Raw genomic sequence first — 13901 nt, 5'->3', positions numbered from 1 at the left:
ATTTCGTGCCGAGGCTTTTTGCCGTTCAGAACGTCCTGCCGATCATTGTGCCGACGTCACTTGCACCGCCGTCGCCGACACGTACACCGCATGGATCGTGTCGCCCTTCTTCAGCTTCTCGGCAGCCATGCCCGGCGTGAGGTCGAGCGTCTCGGTGCGCCATGCGCCGCGCAGCGTGATCTTGCGCTTCTTCACGTCGACGCTTTCGACGGTCGCGATCGTCTCGATGCGGCGCGTCGCATCGAAACCCGTCACGCCGTCGGCACCCACGGTCGGCTGATAGGTCGTCGTATCGATGCGCGTACGGTCGCCCTTGGCCGCGCCCGTCACTTTCTCGGCGCTGACGAGCAACGCGGCCTTGTAGGTGACGTCGATCTGGTCGCCGACTTTCAATTGCTCGAAGCCTTTGACTTCCTTGCCCACCTGGACGGTCGAATCACCGTTCGCGCCGCGCACCATCAGCGCGCGATTCGCGCGATCGATGCCGACGATCTGCGCCCGGATATGAACCGGCTGCTCCTGGCTCACGACTTGTTCCGCGGTCGCCGCCAGCGTTCTGTCTTGCGCGAGCGCCGTGCCCGTCGAAGCGACGATTGCGGACAGGGAAAGGATTGCAGCGGCACACAGTTTCAGATTCATTGAATGGACTCCTCGAATAAAAACGCGATGCGGAAATTCCGCCGTGCGACTGTCGCAACGACAGTCGAGGCGGCGTATTTATAACGTCCGCGCCGCGTGCGCCGAGCCATTCGAACGATATATTACGATTCGCCATCTTCTCCGCGACGCGCGTCGACAAAGGCGCGCCCGGCGTCTAACCGGTAGAATCGGCCCCATATCCGCCACGGGCGCGCGCCGCCCGTCTCCTTGCCGCTTCCCCGATCTCTCCAGGAGCGCTATGCGACGCTCGGCATTCTTTCTCCGCTTCATCGGCATCGGCGTTCTGTTTCATATCTATGTGGGCGTCCGGCTCATCCCGGATGCGCCCGTCGGCCTGCCGCTCAAGGTGCTGGCGGCGCTGTTGCTTGCGGCATCGGTCATCACGATTCCGCTCGGCATGGCGGCCCGGCAGATCGAACCGCAGTCGCTTGCGGATCGCCTCGCCTGGTTCGGGCTGACGGCGCTCGGTTTTTTCTCGTCGCTGCTCTTGCTGACCTTCGCGCGCGACGTGATGCTCCTCTTCGTGCATCTCGCCGACTGGCTGCGCGGCGCGCCCGTCGGTTCGCCGATGCTCGTCGGCTATAGCGCGCTCGCCGTGCCGCTCCTCGCCGTGCTCTTCTCCGCGATCGGTTTCTACAACGCGCGGCGGCGCGCGCCGGTCGTGAGCGTGGATGTGCCCATCGACAATCTCCCGGCCGCGCTCCAGGGTTTCACGATTGCGCAGATCAGCGACATCCACGTCGGCCCGACGATCAAGCGGCACTATGTGGAACGCATCGTCGCCGCCGTGAACGGGCTCGAACCTGATCTCATCGCCGTGACAGGCGATGTCGTCGACGGCAGCGTGCCGAATCTCGCCGATCACACACGCCCGCTCGCGGGCCTCAGCGCGCGGCATGGCGCGTTTCTCGTCACCGGGAATCACGAATATTACTCAGGCGCGGACAAGTGGATCGCCGAATTTCGGCGTCTCGGCCTGACCGTGCTGCTCAATCAGCATGTCGTGCTGAATCATGACGGCGCTCAAGCCGTGGTCGCGGGCGTCACGGATTTCAGCGCGGGCAGTTTCGATCCGGCGCATCGCAGCGATCCCGCGAAGGCGATCAGCGGCGCACCCGACGACGCCATCGTGCGCGTGCTGCTCGCGCACCAGCCGCGCAGCGCCACGGCCGCCGCCGAAGCGGGCTTCACGCTACAGCTCTCGGGGCACACGCATGGCGGTCAATTCCTGCCGTGGAATTTCTTCGTGCGGCTGCAACAGCCGTTCGTCGCCGGACTCGTTAAGTTCAACGGACTGTGGGTCTATACGAGCCGTGGAACCGGCTATTGGGGACCGCCCAAGCGGCTGGGCGCGCCTTCAGAGATCACGCTGGTTCGACTGGTTGCGGCTACGGCCGCATAAAAAAAGGGACGCGCGCCGTAGGGTGCGGCGCGCGTCCAGCGCTCGGGGACAAGCGCTACTCCCGATCACGGTGATGAACGGGCAACTCGATTGACGGGCGGGGCCCCGCCAGCGAGTAAGTGAAAAATAGGCGAACAGAAAAACCGAGGACATAAGAAATCTCCTAAACAATGAAACGCAGTTCGATTGTCACGGAGTCCGAATCTCCACTCACGCTTTCGCCGACATCGCCGCGGGCGTCGTCGCATAGACGCTTCTGTGCGGGGCGGTGCCCTCGCGCGGCCAGTCGGAGCGGGCGTCGAAGAACCATTCCGCGCGCTCGCGTCCTTTGCGCATCAACGCATGAATCAGCGCCGGATTGCGATCGAGCTTGGATGCATAGTCGAGCGGCCCGGGATAATCCTTCGCGTCGAGATGCATCTCCACGACGCGAACCTTGATCGGCTTGTAGCGCTTTTCGAGCGACGCATCGGCTGCAAGCAGTTCGTTCACGCGCGTCGTGAAGTAAAGCTCCTGCCCGAGCGCGAGATTGCCGGACAACTCGTTGCGACGGTCGATGATCTCGTTCATCGATTCAGGCAACTCGCGCCGATACTGCGGATTGATCTGCACGACCCAGATTTCGTCGGGCCGCGAATCGAGCGCGAAGTCGGTGAATTCGCGCACCGGCGGATTGCTGCTGAAGAGGCCGTCCCAGCACATGCGCCCATCGGCCGCGACCGCGCGATACAGCGGCGGCACCGCAGCCGAGGCGACCAGTTGGTCCTGATCGAGCCTGTCGCCGGGAAAGATCACGCGGTCGCCCGAACGCACGTCCGTTGCGCCGACGAGAAGCGTCGGCTTCGCGCGCAGTTGCGGATCGGCGGGAAGCGACGCGAAAGGCAGATGCTTGGCGAGCAGTTCGCGCAGGCGTTCTTCGGCTATCGGCGGATACAGATACGGACTGATCTCCGCATTGACGGGCAAGCGTGCATACCACGTACCGACCGCGTTGACGACGATATCCGGCCCGTCGCGCGCCTCCAGATCCTTCCAGAACGCGGCGAGACGCCGCCTGGCGTCGGGCGGGCCGCCGAGCAGCAGTCCGCACCACGCGAGCGCGCTGCACATCGCGCCGCCCGACGTGCCGGACAGCGCCACCAGTTCGAAGCGGTTGACGAACTCGCCGCTCAGCAACCGGTCGAGCACGCCCGCGGCGAATGCCGCATGGCTGCCGCCGCCCTGACACGCGATCGCTACTTTGGGAATGGCCGCCATCGCCGCACCTCTCGCGTCCGTCGATATCGGACGTACGCTACAGGATAGGCGACACGCGCCGCTATGCCAGCGCGGCGAGCACCTGCTGCGTCGAACGAATGCGCCCGATGCGCGGAAAGATGTAGCGGCAGGTCGATTCGTGCGTGTCGGCGTTGAGATCGCTCATCGCGTCCTCGACAAACACTTGCTGATAACCGCGCTCGTGCGCGCCGCGCGCCGTCGAATCGACGCCGATCGCCGTCGCGATGCCGCCCAGCACGATCGTGCCGATGCCGCGCCGGCGCAGATGCGAGTCGAGGTCGGTATTGTAGAACGCGCCCCACTGCCGCTTCGTGACGACGATATCGGTTGCTTGCACGTCCAGTTCCGCGCACAGGTCGCTCCAGCCCGCCGGCTCGGGCGCTTCCTGCGCCTGACCTGCGTCGGTGATCGGCCGCAAGCCGCCGGGGGCGTTCGGAAACGCGACCTTGACGAACACGACCGGCGCGCCGAGCGCGCGAAAGCGGTCGGCGAGCGCGCGCGCATTGGCGAGCACGCTCGCGGCGGAGTGAGGTTGCACGGGCAAGGCGGCGATGCCCGCCTGCAAATCGATCAGCACGAGCGCGGTCTTCGCGGCATCGAGCTTGAGTTCAGGTGCGTTCATGGCGAGTCGGCTAGAAATGGATGGATGACTGCGCGATGTCAGGCTTCGTCGTGCAGGAATTCAAGCGCCGCGCCGTTCATGCAATAGCGCAGGCCGGTAGGTTTCGGACCGTCGTCGAAAACGTGGCCGAGATGCCCGCCACAGCGCCGGCAATGGACCTCGTTGCGCATGTGGCCGGTTGCGTCCGCGTGCGTCGCGACTGCGCCATCGACCGGCTTCCAGAAGCTCGGCCAGCCGGTGCCGCTATCGAATTTCGTCGCCGACGAAAACAGCGCGGATCCGCATCCCGCGCACGCGTATGTGCCGTCGCGGCGTTCCTTGAGCAGCGGGCTCGAGAACGGCGGCTCGGTGCCGCCGCGCCTCAGCACGCGGAATTGTTCCGACGACAGACGGCGCCGCCAGTCCGCGCTGGTGTGATCGATTTCGTACGATCTGGCGGGCGCCGAGGGAAACCCGCCCGTGAAGGCGGCCGCCATCGCACCGAGAAAATTGCGCTTCGTGCGCCTCATGATCTTCATACGATGAACGCCCTCATGCCTTGGTTGACAGCCGGCGCCGCGCTACGTCTTGAACCGGTATCCCGTCTTGAAGATCCACGCGACGATCGCGATAAACACCGCAAGAAACACCAGCGTCATGCCGAAACTCACGCCGACGTGGACATCGGCGAGTCCGTAAAAGCTCCACCGAAAGCCGCTGATCAGATAGACGACCGGATTGAACAACGCGACCGCCTTCCAGAACGGCGGCAGGATATTGATCGAATAGAAGCTGCCGCCGAGGAACGTGAGCGGCGTGACGATCAGCAGCGGAATGATCTGCAGCTTCTCGAAGCCGTCGGCCCAGATGCCGATGATGAACCCGAGCAGGCTGAACGTTACCGACGTGAGTAGCAGAAAGACGATCATCCACACCGGATGATCGATTCTGAGCGGCACGAATAACCGCGCGGTCAGAAGAATGATGAGCCCGAGAATGACGGACTTCGTCGCCGCCGCGCCGACATAGCTCACGACGAGCTCGAAGTACGACACCGGCGCGGACAGCAATTCGTAGATGGTGCCCGTGAACTTCGGGAAATAGATGCCGAACGACGCATTGGCGATGCTTTGCGTCAGCAGCGACAGCATCACGAGGCCGGGCACGATGAACGCGCCGTAGCTGATGCCGTCGACTTCCGGAATGCGCGAGCCGATGGCCGCGCCGAAGACGACGAAATAAAGCGATGTGGAAATGACCGGCGACACGATGCTTTGCATCAGCGTGCGCCCGGCGCGCGCCATCTCGAAACGGTAGATCGCGCGAACGGCGTATAGATTCATTTGGCTTCCCTGACGAGGCTCACGAAAATATCTTCAAGCGAGCTTTGCGTCGTTTGCAGATCCTTGAAACGCACGCCGGCTTCGTCGACGTGACGAAGCAGCGCAATAATGCGGCCCGGCTCGTCCTGCGCGTCATATGTGTACGTGAGTTCGCCGCCGTCCGCCGAACGCGCGAGGCCGTAGGGCTGAAGCTGCGTCGGAATTTCGGCGAGCGGATGTTCGAGTTGCAGCGTGAGCTTCTTCTGCCCGAGCTTGCGCATCAGCTCGCGCTTTTCCTCGACGAGCACGATTTCGCCGCGATTGATGACGCCGATGCGATCCGCCATCTCCTCCGCTTCCTCGATGTAGTGCGTCGTCAGGATGATGGTCACGCCGTTGCCCTGCAGCTCTCGCACAAGGTTCCACATGTCGCGGCGCAATTCGACGTCGACGCCCGCGGTCGGCTCGTCGAGAAACAGAATCTCCGGTTCGTGCGCGAGCGCCTTCGCTATCAGCACGCGCCGCTTCATGCCGCCCGAGAGCGTCATGATCTTGTTGTCCTTTTTCGCCCAGAGCGACAGCGATTTCAGCACCTTCTCGACGTAAGCCGGATTCTTCGGCCGCCCGAAAAGCCCGCGGCTGAACGACACGGTCGCCCAGACGGTTTCGAAGGCGTCGGTGGTGAGCTCCTGCGGCACGAGACCGATCATCGCGCGCGCGGCGCGATAGTCGGTGACGATATCGTGACCGGCGACGGTCACTTTGCCCTCGCTCGGATTGACGATGCCGCAGACGGTGCTGATGAGCGTCGTTTTGCCCGCCCCGTTCGGGCCGAGCAGCGCAAAAATCTCGCCGCGACGGATTTCGAGGTTGATGTCCCTGAGCGCGCGAAAGCCCGACCCGTAGGTCTTGGACAGATTGGAAACGGTGATGATGGTCGACATGGCGTGGACGATAGCAGATACCGCGCCTTCCGGCTTGAATGAAGGGGTCGGCCATTCGGCCAATGTTCGACGCGCGCGGCAGTGCATAAGATGGCCGTTCCCGAAAGGAGCCACATCATGCTGTTCGAACAGATCCAGACCTCGTGCCTCAACGACGCCGACCTGCCGTGGGTGCCGTTCACGCCGTACAGCGAGCGCGTGCTCGTCAAGTATTTCAAGCTCGACCCGGTTCGCGGCGAAGTCATCGCGATGATGAAGGCGCCGGCGAAAGGCGAGATGCCCCGTCATCGTCATACGGGAACCGTGATCGTCTATACGGTGCAGGGGCGCTGGAAATATCGCGAGCACGAGTGGATCGCGGAGCCGGGCAGCATCGTGTACGAGACGGCGGGTTCGAGCCACACGCCCGAGGCGCTGCCACCGGATTCGGGGGGCGCGGACATCGTCACGCTCAATATCATTCAGGGCGAACTGCTGTTCGTGAACGACAAGGGCCACGTCCTCGCCGCCGAAAACTGGAAAAGCGGACTCGACCGATACCTTGCGTTTTGCGACGCAAACGGCATCGCGCCAAAAGATCTGACCGCCTTTTCCGCTGGTTAGAATCGATGCCAGGACGCGCCTCGCGCGCTTTCGACCATTTCCGGTTTGCCGGCCGCACGCGCCGGCGCAGATCAAGGAGGAGCAAAAGCATGAAGATTCAGACCGTCGGCATCGTCGGCGCAGGAACCATGGGCAACGGCATCGCGCAGGTCGCCGCCGTCGCGGGCTTCAAGGTCGTGATGATCGACGTCACCGACGCCGCGCTCGCAAAAGGCATCAAAACGCTGACGGGCAGCCTCGAGCGGCTCGTGTCGAAGGACAAGCTGGAGGCATCGGCGCGCGACGCGGCGTTGACGCGCATCGAAACGTCGACCGATTACGGGCGTCTCGCCGCAGCGGACATCGTTATCGAAGCCGCGACCGAGAACGCCGAGCTCAAGAACCGCATTCTGAAGCAGATCGAAGACGCCGCGCGCGCCGATGCGATCATCGCGTCGAACACGTCGTCGATTTCGATCACCGCGCTCGCCGCGACGCTCGCCACGCCCGAGCGCTTCATCGGCATGCACTTTTTCAATCCGGTGCCGCTCCTGCAACTCGTCGAAGTGATTCGCGGCGTGCAGACGAGCGATGAAACCGCGTCCGCCGTGCGCGAACTCACCGAGAAGCTCGACAAATCGCCGATCGGCGTGCGCAATTCGCCGGGCTTCGTCGTCAACCGCATTCTCGTGCCGATGATCAACGAAGCGTTCTTCGTGCTGTACGAAGGCGTCGCGAGCGCGGAGGAAATCGACGCCGGCATGAAGCTCGGCGCGAATCATCCGATCGGACCGCTCGCGCTCGCGGACCTGATCGGCCTCGACGTGTGCCTCTCGGTGATGGACGTGTTCCTCAAGGACTTCGGCGATTCCAAGTACCGCGCCTGCCCGCTGTTGCGCGAGCTCGTGTCGGCGGGACGCCTCGGTCGCAAGACGAAGCGCGGCGTGTATCAGTACGATTGAGAAGCGACGAAATCGAGCACCGGTCCGGCGGGCACGATGCCCGTCGGATTGATCGTCCGATGGCTCTCGTAGTAATGCCGCTTGATGTGCTCGAAGTTCACGGTCGCGGCGATGCCCGGCATCGCGTAAACGTCGCGCACGAACTTTGACAGATTCGGATAATCCGCGATGCGCCGCAGATTGCACTTGAAGTGGCCGAAGTACACGGCGTCGAAGCGCACGAGCGTCGTGAAGAGGCGAATGTCGGCTTCGGTGAACCGGTCGCCCGCGATATGGCGGTGCGTGCCGAGGCGTTCTTCGAGAAAATCGAGCGTCTCGAAGAGCGGCATCACCGCTTCCTCGTAGGCGGCTTGCGTCGTCGCGAAACCCGCCTTGTAGACGCCATTGTTGACCGTGTCGTAAATGCGCGCGTTGAGCGTGTCGATCTCTTCGCGCAACTCGCGCGGATAGTAATCGCCCGGCTTCGCGCCGATGCCGTCGAACGCCGAATTCAGCATCCGAATGATTTCCGACGACTCGTTATTGACGATCGTCCCGCGCTGTTTGTCCCACAGAATCGGCACCGTGACGCGACCGGTGTAATGCGGATCGGCGGCGGTGTACACCTGATGCAGATAGCGCGCGCCGTTGATCGAATCGGGCACGACGCCCGGCGCGTCGTCGAAGGTCCAGCCGTTTTGGAGCATCAGCCAGTTGACGACCGATACGTCGATCATCGCTTCCAGCCCCTTGAGCGCGCGCATGATGAGCGTGCGATGCGCCCAAGGGCACGCGAGACTCACATACAGGTGATAACGCCCTGCCTCGGCCTTGAAGCCGGTATCGCCGTCCGCCGTGACCCAGTTGCGAAACGCCGCGTCCTTGGGCACGAAGCGTCCGCCCGTGGATGACGTGTCGTACCACTTGTCCTGCCATTCTCCGTCGACGAGCAGTCCCATTTCGATTCTCCTTGCGTGGGGTGGCGCAATCGGCGCGCCACGGCATTCATATCAATCAGTCTTGTTCGATGAAGCGCACGAGTTGCGCCATCGTCGCGTCCGGCGCTTCTTCCATCAGCCAGTGGCCCGCGCCCGGCACGACCACGCCTTGCACGTTCGTCGCGACGAGCTTCGCCTGATCGATCAGAAACGTGCCCGACGCGCGCTCGCCGGTGAGGACGAGCATCGGCATCGGAAGCGGCGTCTTCGCGAACGCGGCAAAATCGTCCGCGTCTTGCGGGAACGCATGAAAGTATTCGAAACCCGCGCGCATGCGGCCGTTGCGCGCGTATTGCGCCGAATAATAGCGGCGATCGGCTTCGCTCACCGAATGCGCGGGATCGGCGGCGAAGTCGTTCCAGAAGTGCTCGAAGAAAACGCGCTCGCGTCCGCGAACCAGCTTTTCGGGCGTGTCGCCGTAGAAATTGAAGTGCCATTTATCGCGCAACAGCCAGACTTTCTGCCAGTCGCCGACGCCCGGCAGAAACGCGTCCATCAGCACGATGCTTTCGACTTCGTCGGGATATTGCGCGGCGTACGCATACGCGACCATCAGCCCGATGTCATGCCCGACCAGCTTCACCTTGCGATAGCCCAGCGCTTGCACCATCGCGTGAATGTCTTGCGCGAGCGTCTTCTTGTCGTAGCCGGAAGCGGGCATCGCGGAGCCGCCCGCGCCCGGCAGATCCGGCGCGATTACGACGCGCTCACCGCCAAGACGCGTCATCAGCGGTTGCCACATGCGGCTCGTTTCCGTGTAGCCATGCAGGAGGACGACGGGCGTCGCGTCGCCGTGTCCAACTTGCAAATAGTGCAGTTCGACGCCGTTCGCATCGATCGTGCGGGACTGCATCGCGCTCGCGGCGGCGACGGGTTGCGGCGGGCGCGGCGCGTTCGCGGCATACGCGGACGGTTGCAGCGCAGCGGCGGCGACAAGCACGCCAACGGCGCGGCGGATCGTGTGTAGGAAGGTTTTCATCGTTCAGCTCCATCGAAGGTTCGGTTATCCGATGACGCTCAGGTTGGCCCCCCGCCGCGCTTTTGCCGTACGATCCGGACGATGAACTCGTTCGATGGAGTCGAACATGTTGTCAGAGGAAGAACTCTCGCTGCTCGATGCGATTCGTGAAACCGGCAGCTTGTCGCGCGCGGCGGCGCGGCTCGGCAAGGCGCCGTCCACCGTGTCGCACGCGGCGCGGCAACTGGAAACGCGTTTCGACGCGCTGCTCTTCGACCGGCGGCGTTATCGGCTGCAACTGACGCCCGCCGGACATCTTCTCGCCGATGAAGCCTCGCGCCTGATGCTCGACGTGTCGCGGCTCACGCAGCGCGTGAAGCAGGTCGCGAGCGGCTGGGAAGACCGGCTGTGGCTCGTCTGCGATGAAATCCTCGAATTCGAGACGCTGCTGCCGGTCGTGCAGGCGTTCGATGCGCTCGGTTCCGGCGTGGCGCTGCGCATCACGCACGAAGTGCTCTCCGGCACCTGGGAAGCGTTGCGCGACGGCCGCGCGGATCTGATCGTCGGCGCGACCAACGAGCCGCCCGCGATTCCCGGTCTGCGCTGGTTCGAGCTCGGCGTGATGCAGTGGGTGTTCGCCGTGTCGCCGCGTCATCCGCTCGCGAGCGTCAGCGGGCCGCTCAAGCGCGAGCAGATCGCGGCGCATCGTGCGGTTGTCGTCGCGGATTCGTCGCGTTCGGCGGGACGCGCTTACGGCGTGCTCGGCGGTCAGGCCGCGCTCGCCGTGCCGACGATGCGCGCAAAAATTCTCGCCCAGCGGCAAGGCCTGGGCACGGGCTGGGTGCCGCGGTATCGCGTGCAGGCGTTGTTTGCGCGCGGCGAACTCGTCGAAAAGGAAACCGCCGATCCGCGCGAGCCGAACGTGTTGTATGTGGGCTGGCGCGGCGATCACGAAGGCCGCGCGCTGCAATGGTGGATCGAGCAGTTGCGGCAACCGCGTCTCGCGCAACGTCTCGTCGATGGCATCGACGCGTTCGCGTGACGCGGCCGCGTGTTCGCGAAACGGCCGAAGCCAGCGATTTGCAGCGCGTCGGCGCGCAACGCTCCCCGGCCGATTAACCCTTCGACAGCAACTCGACGACGCGCATCGAATGCGTCTGCTCGGCGATGTCCATCGCTGTCAGGCCGCGATCGTCGCGCAGATCGCGTTTCGCGCCGCGCGCGAGCAACATCGACGCGGTTTCGTCGCGATCGTAGCCTGCCGCCCACATCAGCGCGGTCAGATGATTGCGATACGCCGCGTTCACATCGACACCGGCATCGAGCAGAAGCTGCACGATCGCCGTGCGCCCCTGCCCCGCCGCGTATTCGATCGCCGTCTTGCCGACGCGATCCGTCGCGGCGACATCCGCGTGACGCGCGATCAACAGCGCGGCGATTTCGTCGTTGCCGTCGAAGGCCGCGGCCATCAGCGGCGTGATGCCCTGCACGTTGGCCTGGCTGACGTTCGCGCCGCGCTCGATCAGTATGCGCGCCATCGGCGCGAGGCCCTTCTTGCACGCGCTGATGAGCGGCGTGTCGCCGATGCGATTGCGCGAATCGATCGCCGCGCCTTCATCGAGCAAGCGCGCGACGGACGCCTGATCGCCTTCGCGCGTCGCGGAAAGCAGGCGTTCGTTGAGCGTGTAGGCGTCCTCTTGCGCGTAAGCGATCGCGCATGTCATCGACAGGAAAATGGTCAGCAAGCGTAGGCGTTTTGTCATGCGTCATTGCAGATTCGCGATGTAGTTCGCCAGATTCTCGATGTCCGCGTCGGTCAGATTCTTCGACACGCTCGTCATGTTGCCCGCGTCGTTGGTGCGCTTCCGGTCGCGGAAGTCCTGCAACTGCTTCACGATGTACGGATACTGCTGTCCCGCCACGCGCGGGATCTCGTTCTGCCCGGAGAAGCCGCCGAGATGGCACATCGTGCACAGAATCTCTTCGGACTTCTTCCTGCCCGCTTCCACTTTCACCGGGTCCGCCTTGAAATCGGCGGCGATGGGCTTTTGCGCGGCGAAGTAATCGGCGAGCAGGTGCATGTCGTCGGGCGTGAGATTCGCGGCCATCGGCGACATCCGCGGATCGCTGCGGCGGCCCGCCTTGAAGTCGCGCAATTGCAGATAAATGTAGCGCGACGTTTGCCCCGCGAGCGACGGATAATCGCCCGTCGTCGAATTGCCGTTGATGCCATGGCACGATGTGCAGATGGCGGCCTTCGTCGCGGCAGCCGTCTGCGCGTCCGCGGCGCGCGAGAGCGACGGCAGCGACAACAGCAGACACGCGACGAGCCACAGCGCGTAGACGAGCCAGACACGCACGCGTTTCGATCGCTTCGAAGGCGTCATCATCGAGGCAGCGCGAACACGAGCAGGCTGTTGCCGCGCTTGAAGTCGAGCTGCGTGTTGCCGCCCGCCGCGACCGCGATGTACTGCTTGCCGTTCACCATGTACGACACCGCCGGCGCGTTGACCCCCGCGCCGCACTGGAACTCCCAGAGCTTGCGGCCGGTGGCGGCGTCGAAGGCGCGGAACAGGCCGTTGCCTTCGCCGTTGAAGACGAGCCCGCCCGCCGTCGCGAGTACGCCGCCGATCAACGGCTGATCCGTCTTGAAGCCCCACGCGATCTTGCCGGTATCGACGTTCACCGCAACAAGCCTGCCCCATTGCTGCTCGGAAGGAATCACCTTGAACGCGCCGCCGAGCCACAGCTTGCCGCCGGGGTACGCGACTTCCTCGACCTGATACGTCATCGGCTGATGCAGGTTCGCCGCATACGCCATGCGCGTCTTCGGGCTGAAGGCCATCGGCGACCATTCGACGCCGCCGTTCGCGCCCGGCAGCATCCGCGCGCCGGTGGGCGTCGGCAGTGTCCACACGCCTTCCTGCGGAATCATCGCTTCGGAGACGCGAATCAGCTTGCCGTCGCGGCGATCGTGCACATAGACGAAGCCCGTCTTGCCGCCGTGGATGATGCCCGGAATCATCTGCCCGTTCTTGTCCTTCACGTCGATGAGAATCGGCGGGCTCGCCGCGTCGAGATCCCATACGTCGTGCGCGATGTACTGGAAGTGCCACTTGTACTTGCCGCTGTCGAGATCGACGGCGACGAGCGAATCGGTATAGAGATTGTCGCCGGGACGAATCGCGCCGTAGAGGTCCGGCGACGGATTGCCGACCACGAAGTACACCGTGCGCGTCTTGCGATCGATCGCGGGCGCCATCCACACGCCGCCGCCGAGCGTCTTGTTGAAGTCGCCGCCCTTCTCCGCGAGCGTCTTCTTTTCCGCCGCGATGTCGCGCTTCATGTTGCGGCCGACGGCGTCGTTCTCGGCCCAGACGCCTTCGCTGCCGGTATCGGGAATCGTGTAGAACGTCCACAGCAACTGGCCGGAGTTCGCGTCGAACGCCTTCACGAAGCCGCGTATGCCGTACTCGCCGCCGTTCGTGCCGATCAGCACCTTGTCTTCGACGACGACGGGCGCCATCGTCTCCGAATAGCCTTCTTCGGGATCGGCGATCTGCGTCGACCAGAGCACGTTGCCGGTCTTCGCATCGAGCGCGACGAGCTTCGAATCGAGCGTGCCCATGAAGAGCCGGTCGCCCGAGATCGCCACGCCGCGATTGTTCGGACCGCAGCAGAACGTCGTGACCGGACCCATCTTGTGCTTGTAATGCCAGAACTCCTTGCCCGTGACCGCGTCGATCGCGTAGACGTGGTTGTAGGACGTGGTCAGGAACATCACACCGTTCGAGACGATCGGCGCGGTTTCCATCGACTCCATCACGGCGGTCTGGAAGATGAACGCCGGTTTGAGCTTGGCGACGTTCGACGTGTTGATCTGCGTCGCGGGCGCGTAGCGCGTTTCGGCATACGATCCGTTCGAATGCAGCCACGACGCGCTGTCGCCCGCGGCGCCGTCGAGCTGCTGCTGCGAGATGGATCGCAGCGAGCTCGGGACTGGCGAGGCTTGCGTCGTGTTGGCGTTCTGGATTTCGTCGGCGGCTTCGATTCCGGGCGATGTCACGATCCCGAAAGCACCGACGGCAACAATGAGCGCAACGAGCGAGGTACGGGAAAAACCGGCCATGTCAGTCTCCCAAATCGTTCTTGTGTGGGCCTCGTTATGCGCGGCGGAACATTGCGTGCCCTCTTCTGCGCCCGCAAAAAAGAATA

The 13901-nt window shown here is 63.9% G+C and carries 15 protein-coding genes; 4 read left to right on the top strand and 11 right to left on the bottom strand.

What is annotated here, in order from left to right:
* Window positions 1–42 precede the first annotated feature (42 nt).
* Entirely contained in the window at window positions 43–639 is a 597-nt protein-coding gene (locus tag BG60_RS14925) for a hypothetical protein (protein WP_008353834.1), read from the bottom strand.
* A 259-nt stretch (window positions 640–898) separates the two neighbouring features.
* On the opposite strand from BG60_RS14925, the gene BG60_RS14920 reads away from it, so the two are divergent.
* Window positions 899–2062 (top strand): metallophosphoesterase, encoded by a 1164-nt coding sequence (locus BG60_RS14920; RefSeq protein ID WP_008353835.1) that lies wholly within the window; start codon window positions 899–901, stop codon window positions 2060–2062.
* A gap of 210 nt (window positions 2063–2272) precedes the next feature.
* Here the strand turns inward: BG60_RS14920 and BG60_RS14915 are convergent, their stop codons facing one another.
* From BG60_RS14915 to BG60_RS14895, 5 genes are all read right to left on the bottom strand, one after another.
* Complete coding sequence (locus BG60_RS14915) at window positions 2273–3319, bottom strand: patatin-like phospholipase family protein (RefSeq protein ID WP_008353836.1); 1047 nt, start codon at window positions 3317–3319, stop codon at window positions 2273–2275.
* Window positions 3320–3380: 61 nt separating this feature from the next.
* Window positions 3381–3962 (bottom strand): hydrolase, encoded by a 582-nt coding sequence (locus BG60_RS14910; protein WP_008353837.1) that lies wholly within the window; start codon window positions 3960–3962, stop codon window positions 3381–3383.
* A 38-nt stretch (window positions 3963–4000) separates the two neighbouring features.
* Window positions 4001–4480, bottom strand: a complete 480-nt coding sequence (gene msrB / locus BG60_RS14905; RefSeq protein WP_008353838.1) for a peptide-methionine (R)-S-oxide reductase MsrB — start codon at window positions 4478–4480, stop codon at window positions 4001–4003.
* Between the two features lie 42 nt (window positions 4481–4522).
* Window positions 4523–5284, bottom strand: a complete 762-nt coding sequence (locus BG60_RS14900) for an ABC transporter permease (RefSeq protein WP_008353839.1) — start codon at window positions 5282–5284, stop codon at window positions 4523–4525.
* Window positions 5281–6207: an ABC transporter ATP-binding protein gene (locus BG60_RS14895; protein ID WP_008353841.1), complete on the bottom strand. Its 927-nt coding sequence runs from the start codon at window positions 6205–6207 to the stop codon at window positions 5281–5283. Before BG60_RS14895 ends, BG60_RS14900 begins: the two co-directional genes overlap by 4 nt.
* A gap of 117 nt (window positions 6208–6324) precedes the next feature.
* Between BG60_RS14895 and BG60_RS14890 the strand changes: the two genes are divergently transcribed.
* Together BG60_RS14890 and BG60_RS14885 are read left to right on the top strand one after the other, a co-directional pair.
* Window positions 6325–6810 (top strand): 2,4'-dihydroxyacetophenone dioxygenase family protein, encoded by a 486-nt coding sequence (locus BG60_RS14890; protein ID WP_008353843.1) that lies wholly within the window; start codon window positions 6325–6327, stop codon window positions 6808–6810.
* A gap of 5 nt (window positions 6811–6815) precedes the next feature.
* The gene (locus BG60_RS14885) at window positions 6816–7751 is read left to right on the top strand and encodes a 3-hydroxybutyryl-CoA dehydrogenase (protein ID WP_268811655.1); all 936 of its coding nucleotides are present in this window, start codon (window positions 6816–6818) and stop codon (window positions 7749–7751) included.
* Here the strand turns inward: BG60_RS14885 and BG60_RS14880 are convergent.
* Both BG60_RS14880 and BG60_RS14875 read right to left on the bottom strand, forming a co-directional pair.
* Window positions 7739–8689, bottom strand: coding sequence for a glutathione S-transferase family protein (locus tag BG60_RS14880; RefSeq protein ID WP_034471907.1), 951 nt, complete (start codon window positions 8687–8689; stop codon window positions 7739–7741). The two genes, BG60_RS14885 and BG60_RS14880, sit on opposite strands and share 13 nt — an antisense overlap.
* 55 nt (window positions 8690–8744) lie before the next feature.
* The gene (locus tag BG60_RS14875; RefSeq protein ID WP_008353846.1) at window positions 8745–9707 is read right to left on the bottom strand and encodes an alpha/beta fold hydrolase; all 963 of its coding nucleotides are present in this window, start codon (window positions 9705–9707) and stop codon (window positions 8745–8747) included.
* Between the two features lie 106 nt (window positions 9708–9813).
* On the opposite strand from BG60_RS14875, the gene BG60_RS14870 reads away from it, so the two are divergent.
* Complete coding sequence (locus tag BG60_RS14870; protein ID WP_008353847.1) at window positions 9814–10728, top strand: LysR family transcriptional regulator; 915 nt, start codon at window positions 9814–9816, stop codon at window positions 10726–10728.
* 73 nt (window positions 10729–10801) lie between these two features.
* Here the strand turns inward: BG60_RS14870 and BG60_RS14865 are convergent, their stop codons facing one another.
* Genes BG60_RS14865 through BG60_RS14855 form a run of 3 tightly spaced genes read right to left on the bottom strand, consistent with a single transcriptional unit; the run spans window position 10802 to window position 13815 of the window.
* Window positions 10802–11449, bottom strand: coding sequence for an ankyrin repeat domain-containing protein (locus tag BG60_RS14865; protein ID WP_008353849.1), 648 nt, complete (start codon window positions 11447–11449; stop codon window positions 10802–10804).
* A 3-nt stretch (window positions 11450–11452) separates the two neighbouring features.
* On the bottom strand, window positions 11453–12076 hold the full coding sequence (locus tag BG60_RS14860; protein WP_008353851.1) for a c-type cytochrome: 624 nt from the start codon (window positions 12074–12076) through the stop codon (window positions 11453–11455).
* Window positions 12073–13815: a pyrroloquinoline quinone-dependent dehydrogenase gene (locus BG60_RS14855; protein ID WP_008353852.1), complete on the bottom strand. Its 1743-nt coding sequence runs from the start codon at window positions 13813–13815 to the stop codon at window positions 12073–12075. The genes BG60_RS14860 and BG60_RS14855 overlap by 4 nt, the downstream gene beginning before the upstream one ends.
* Window positions 13816–13901 lie beyond the last annotated feature (86 nt).

It is taken from the genome of Caballeronia zhejiangensis (assembly GCF_000698575.1).
In the GTDB taxonomy this organism is placed as follows: Bacteria; Pseudomonadota; Gammaproteobacteria; order Burkholderiales; family Burkholderiaceae; genus Caballeronia; species Caballeronia zhejiangensis.
Note: the sequence above shows the minus strand (reverse complement) of the source record. Positions and strands in the feature narration are given on the sequence as shown.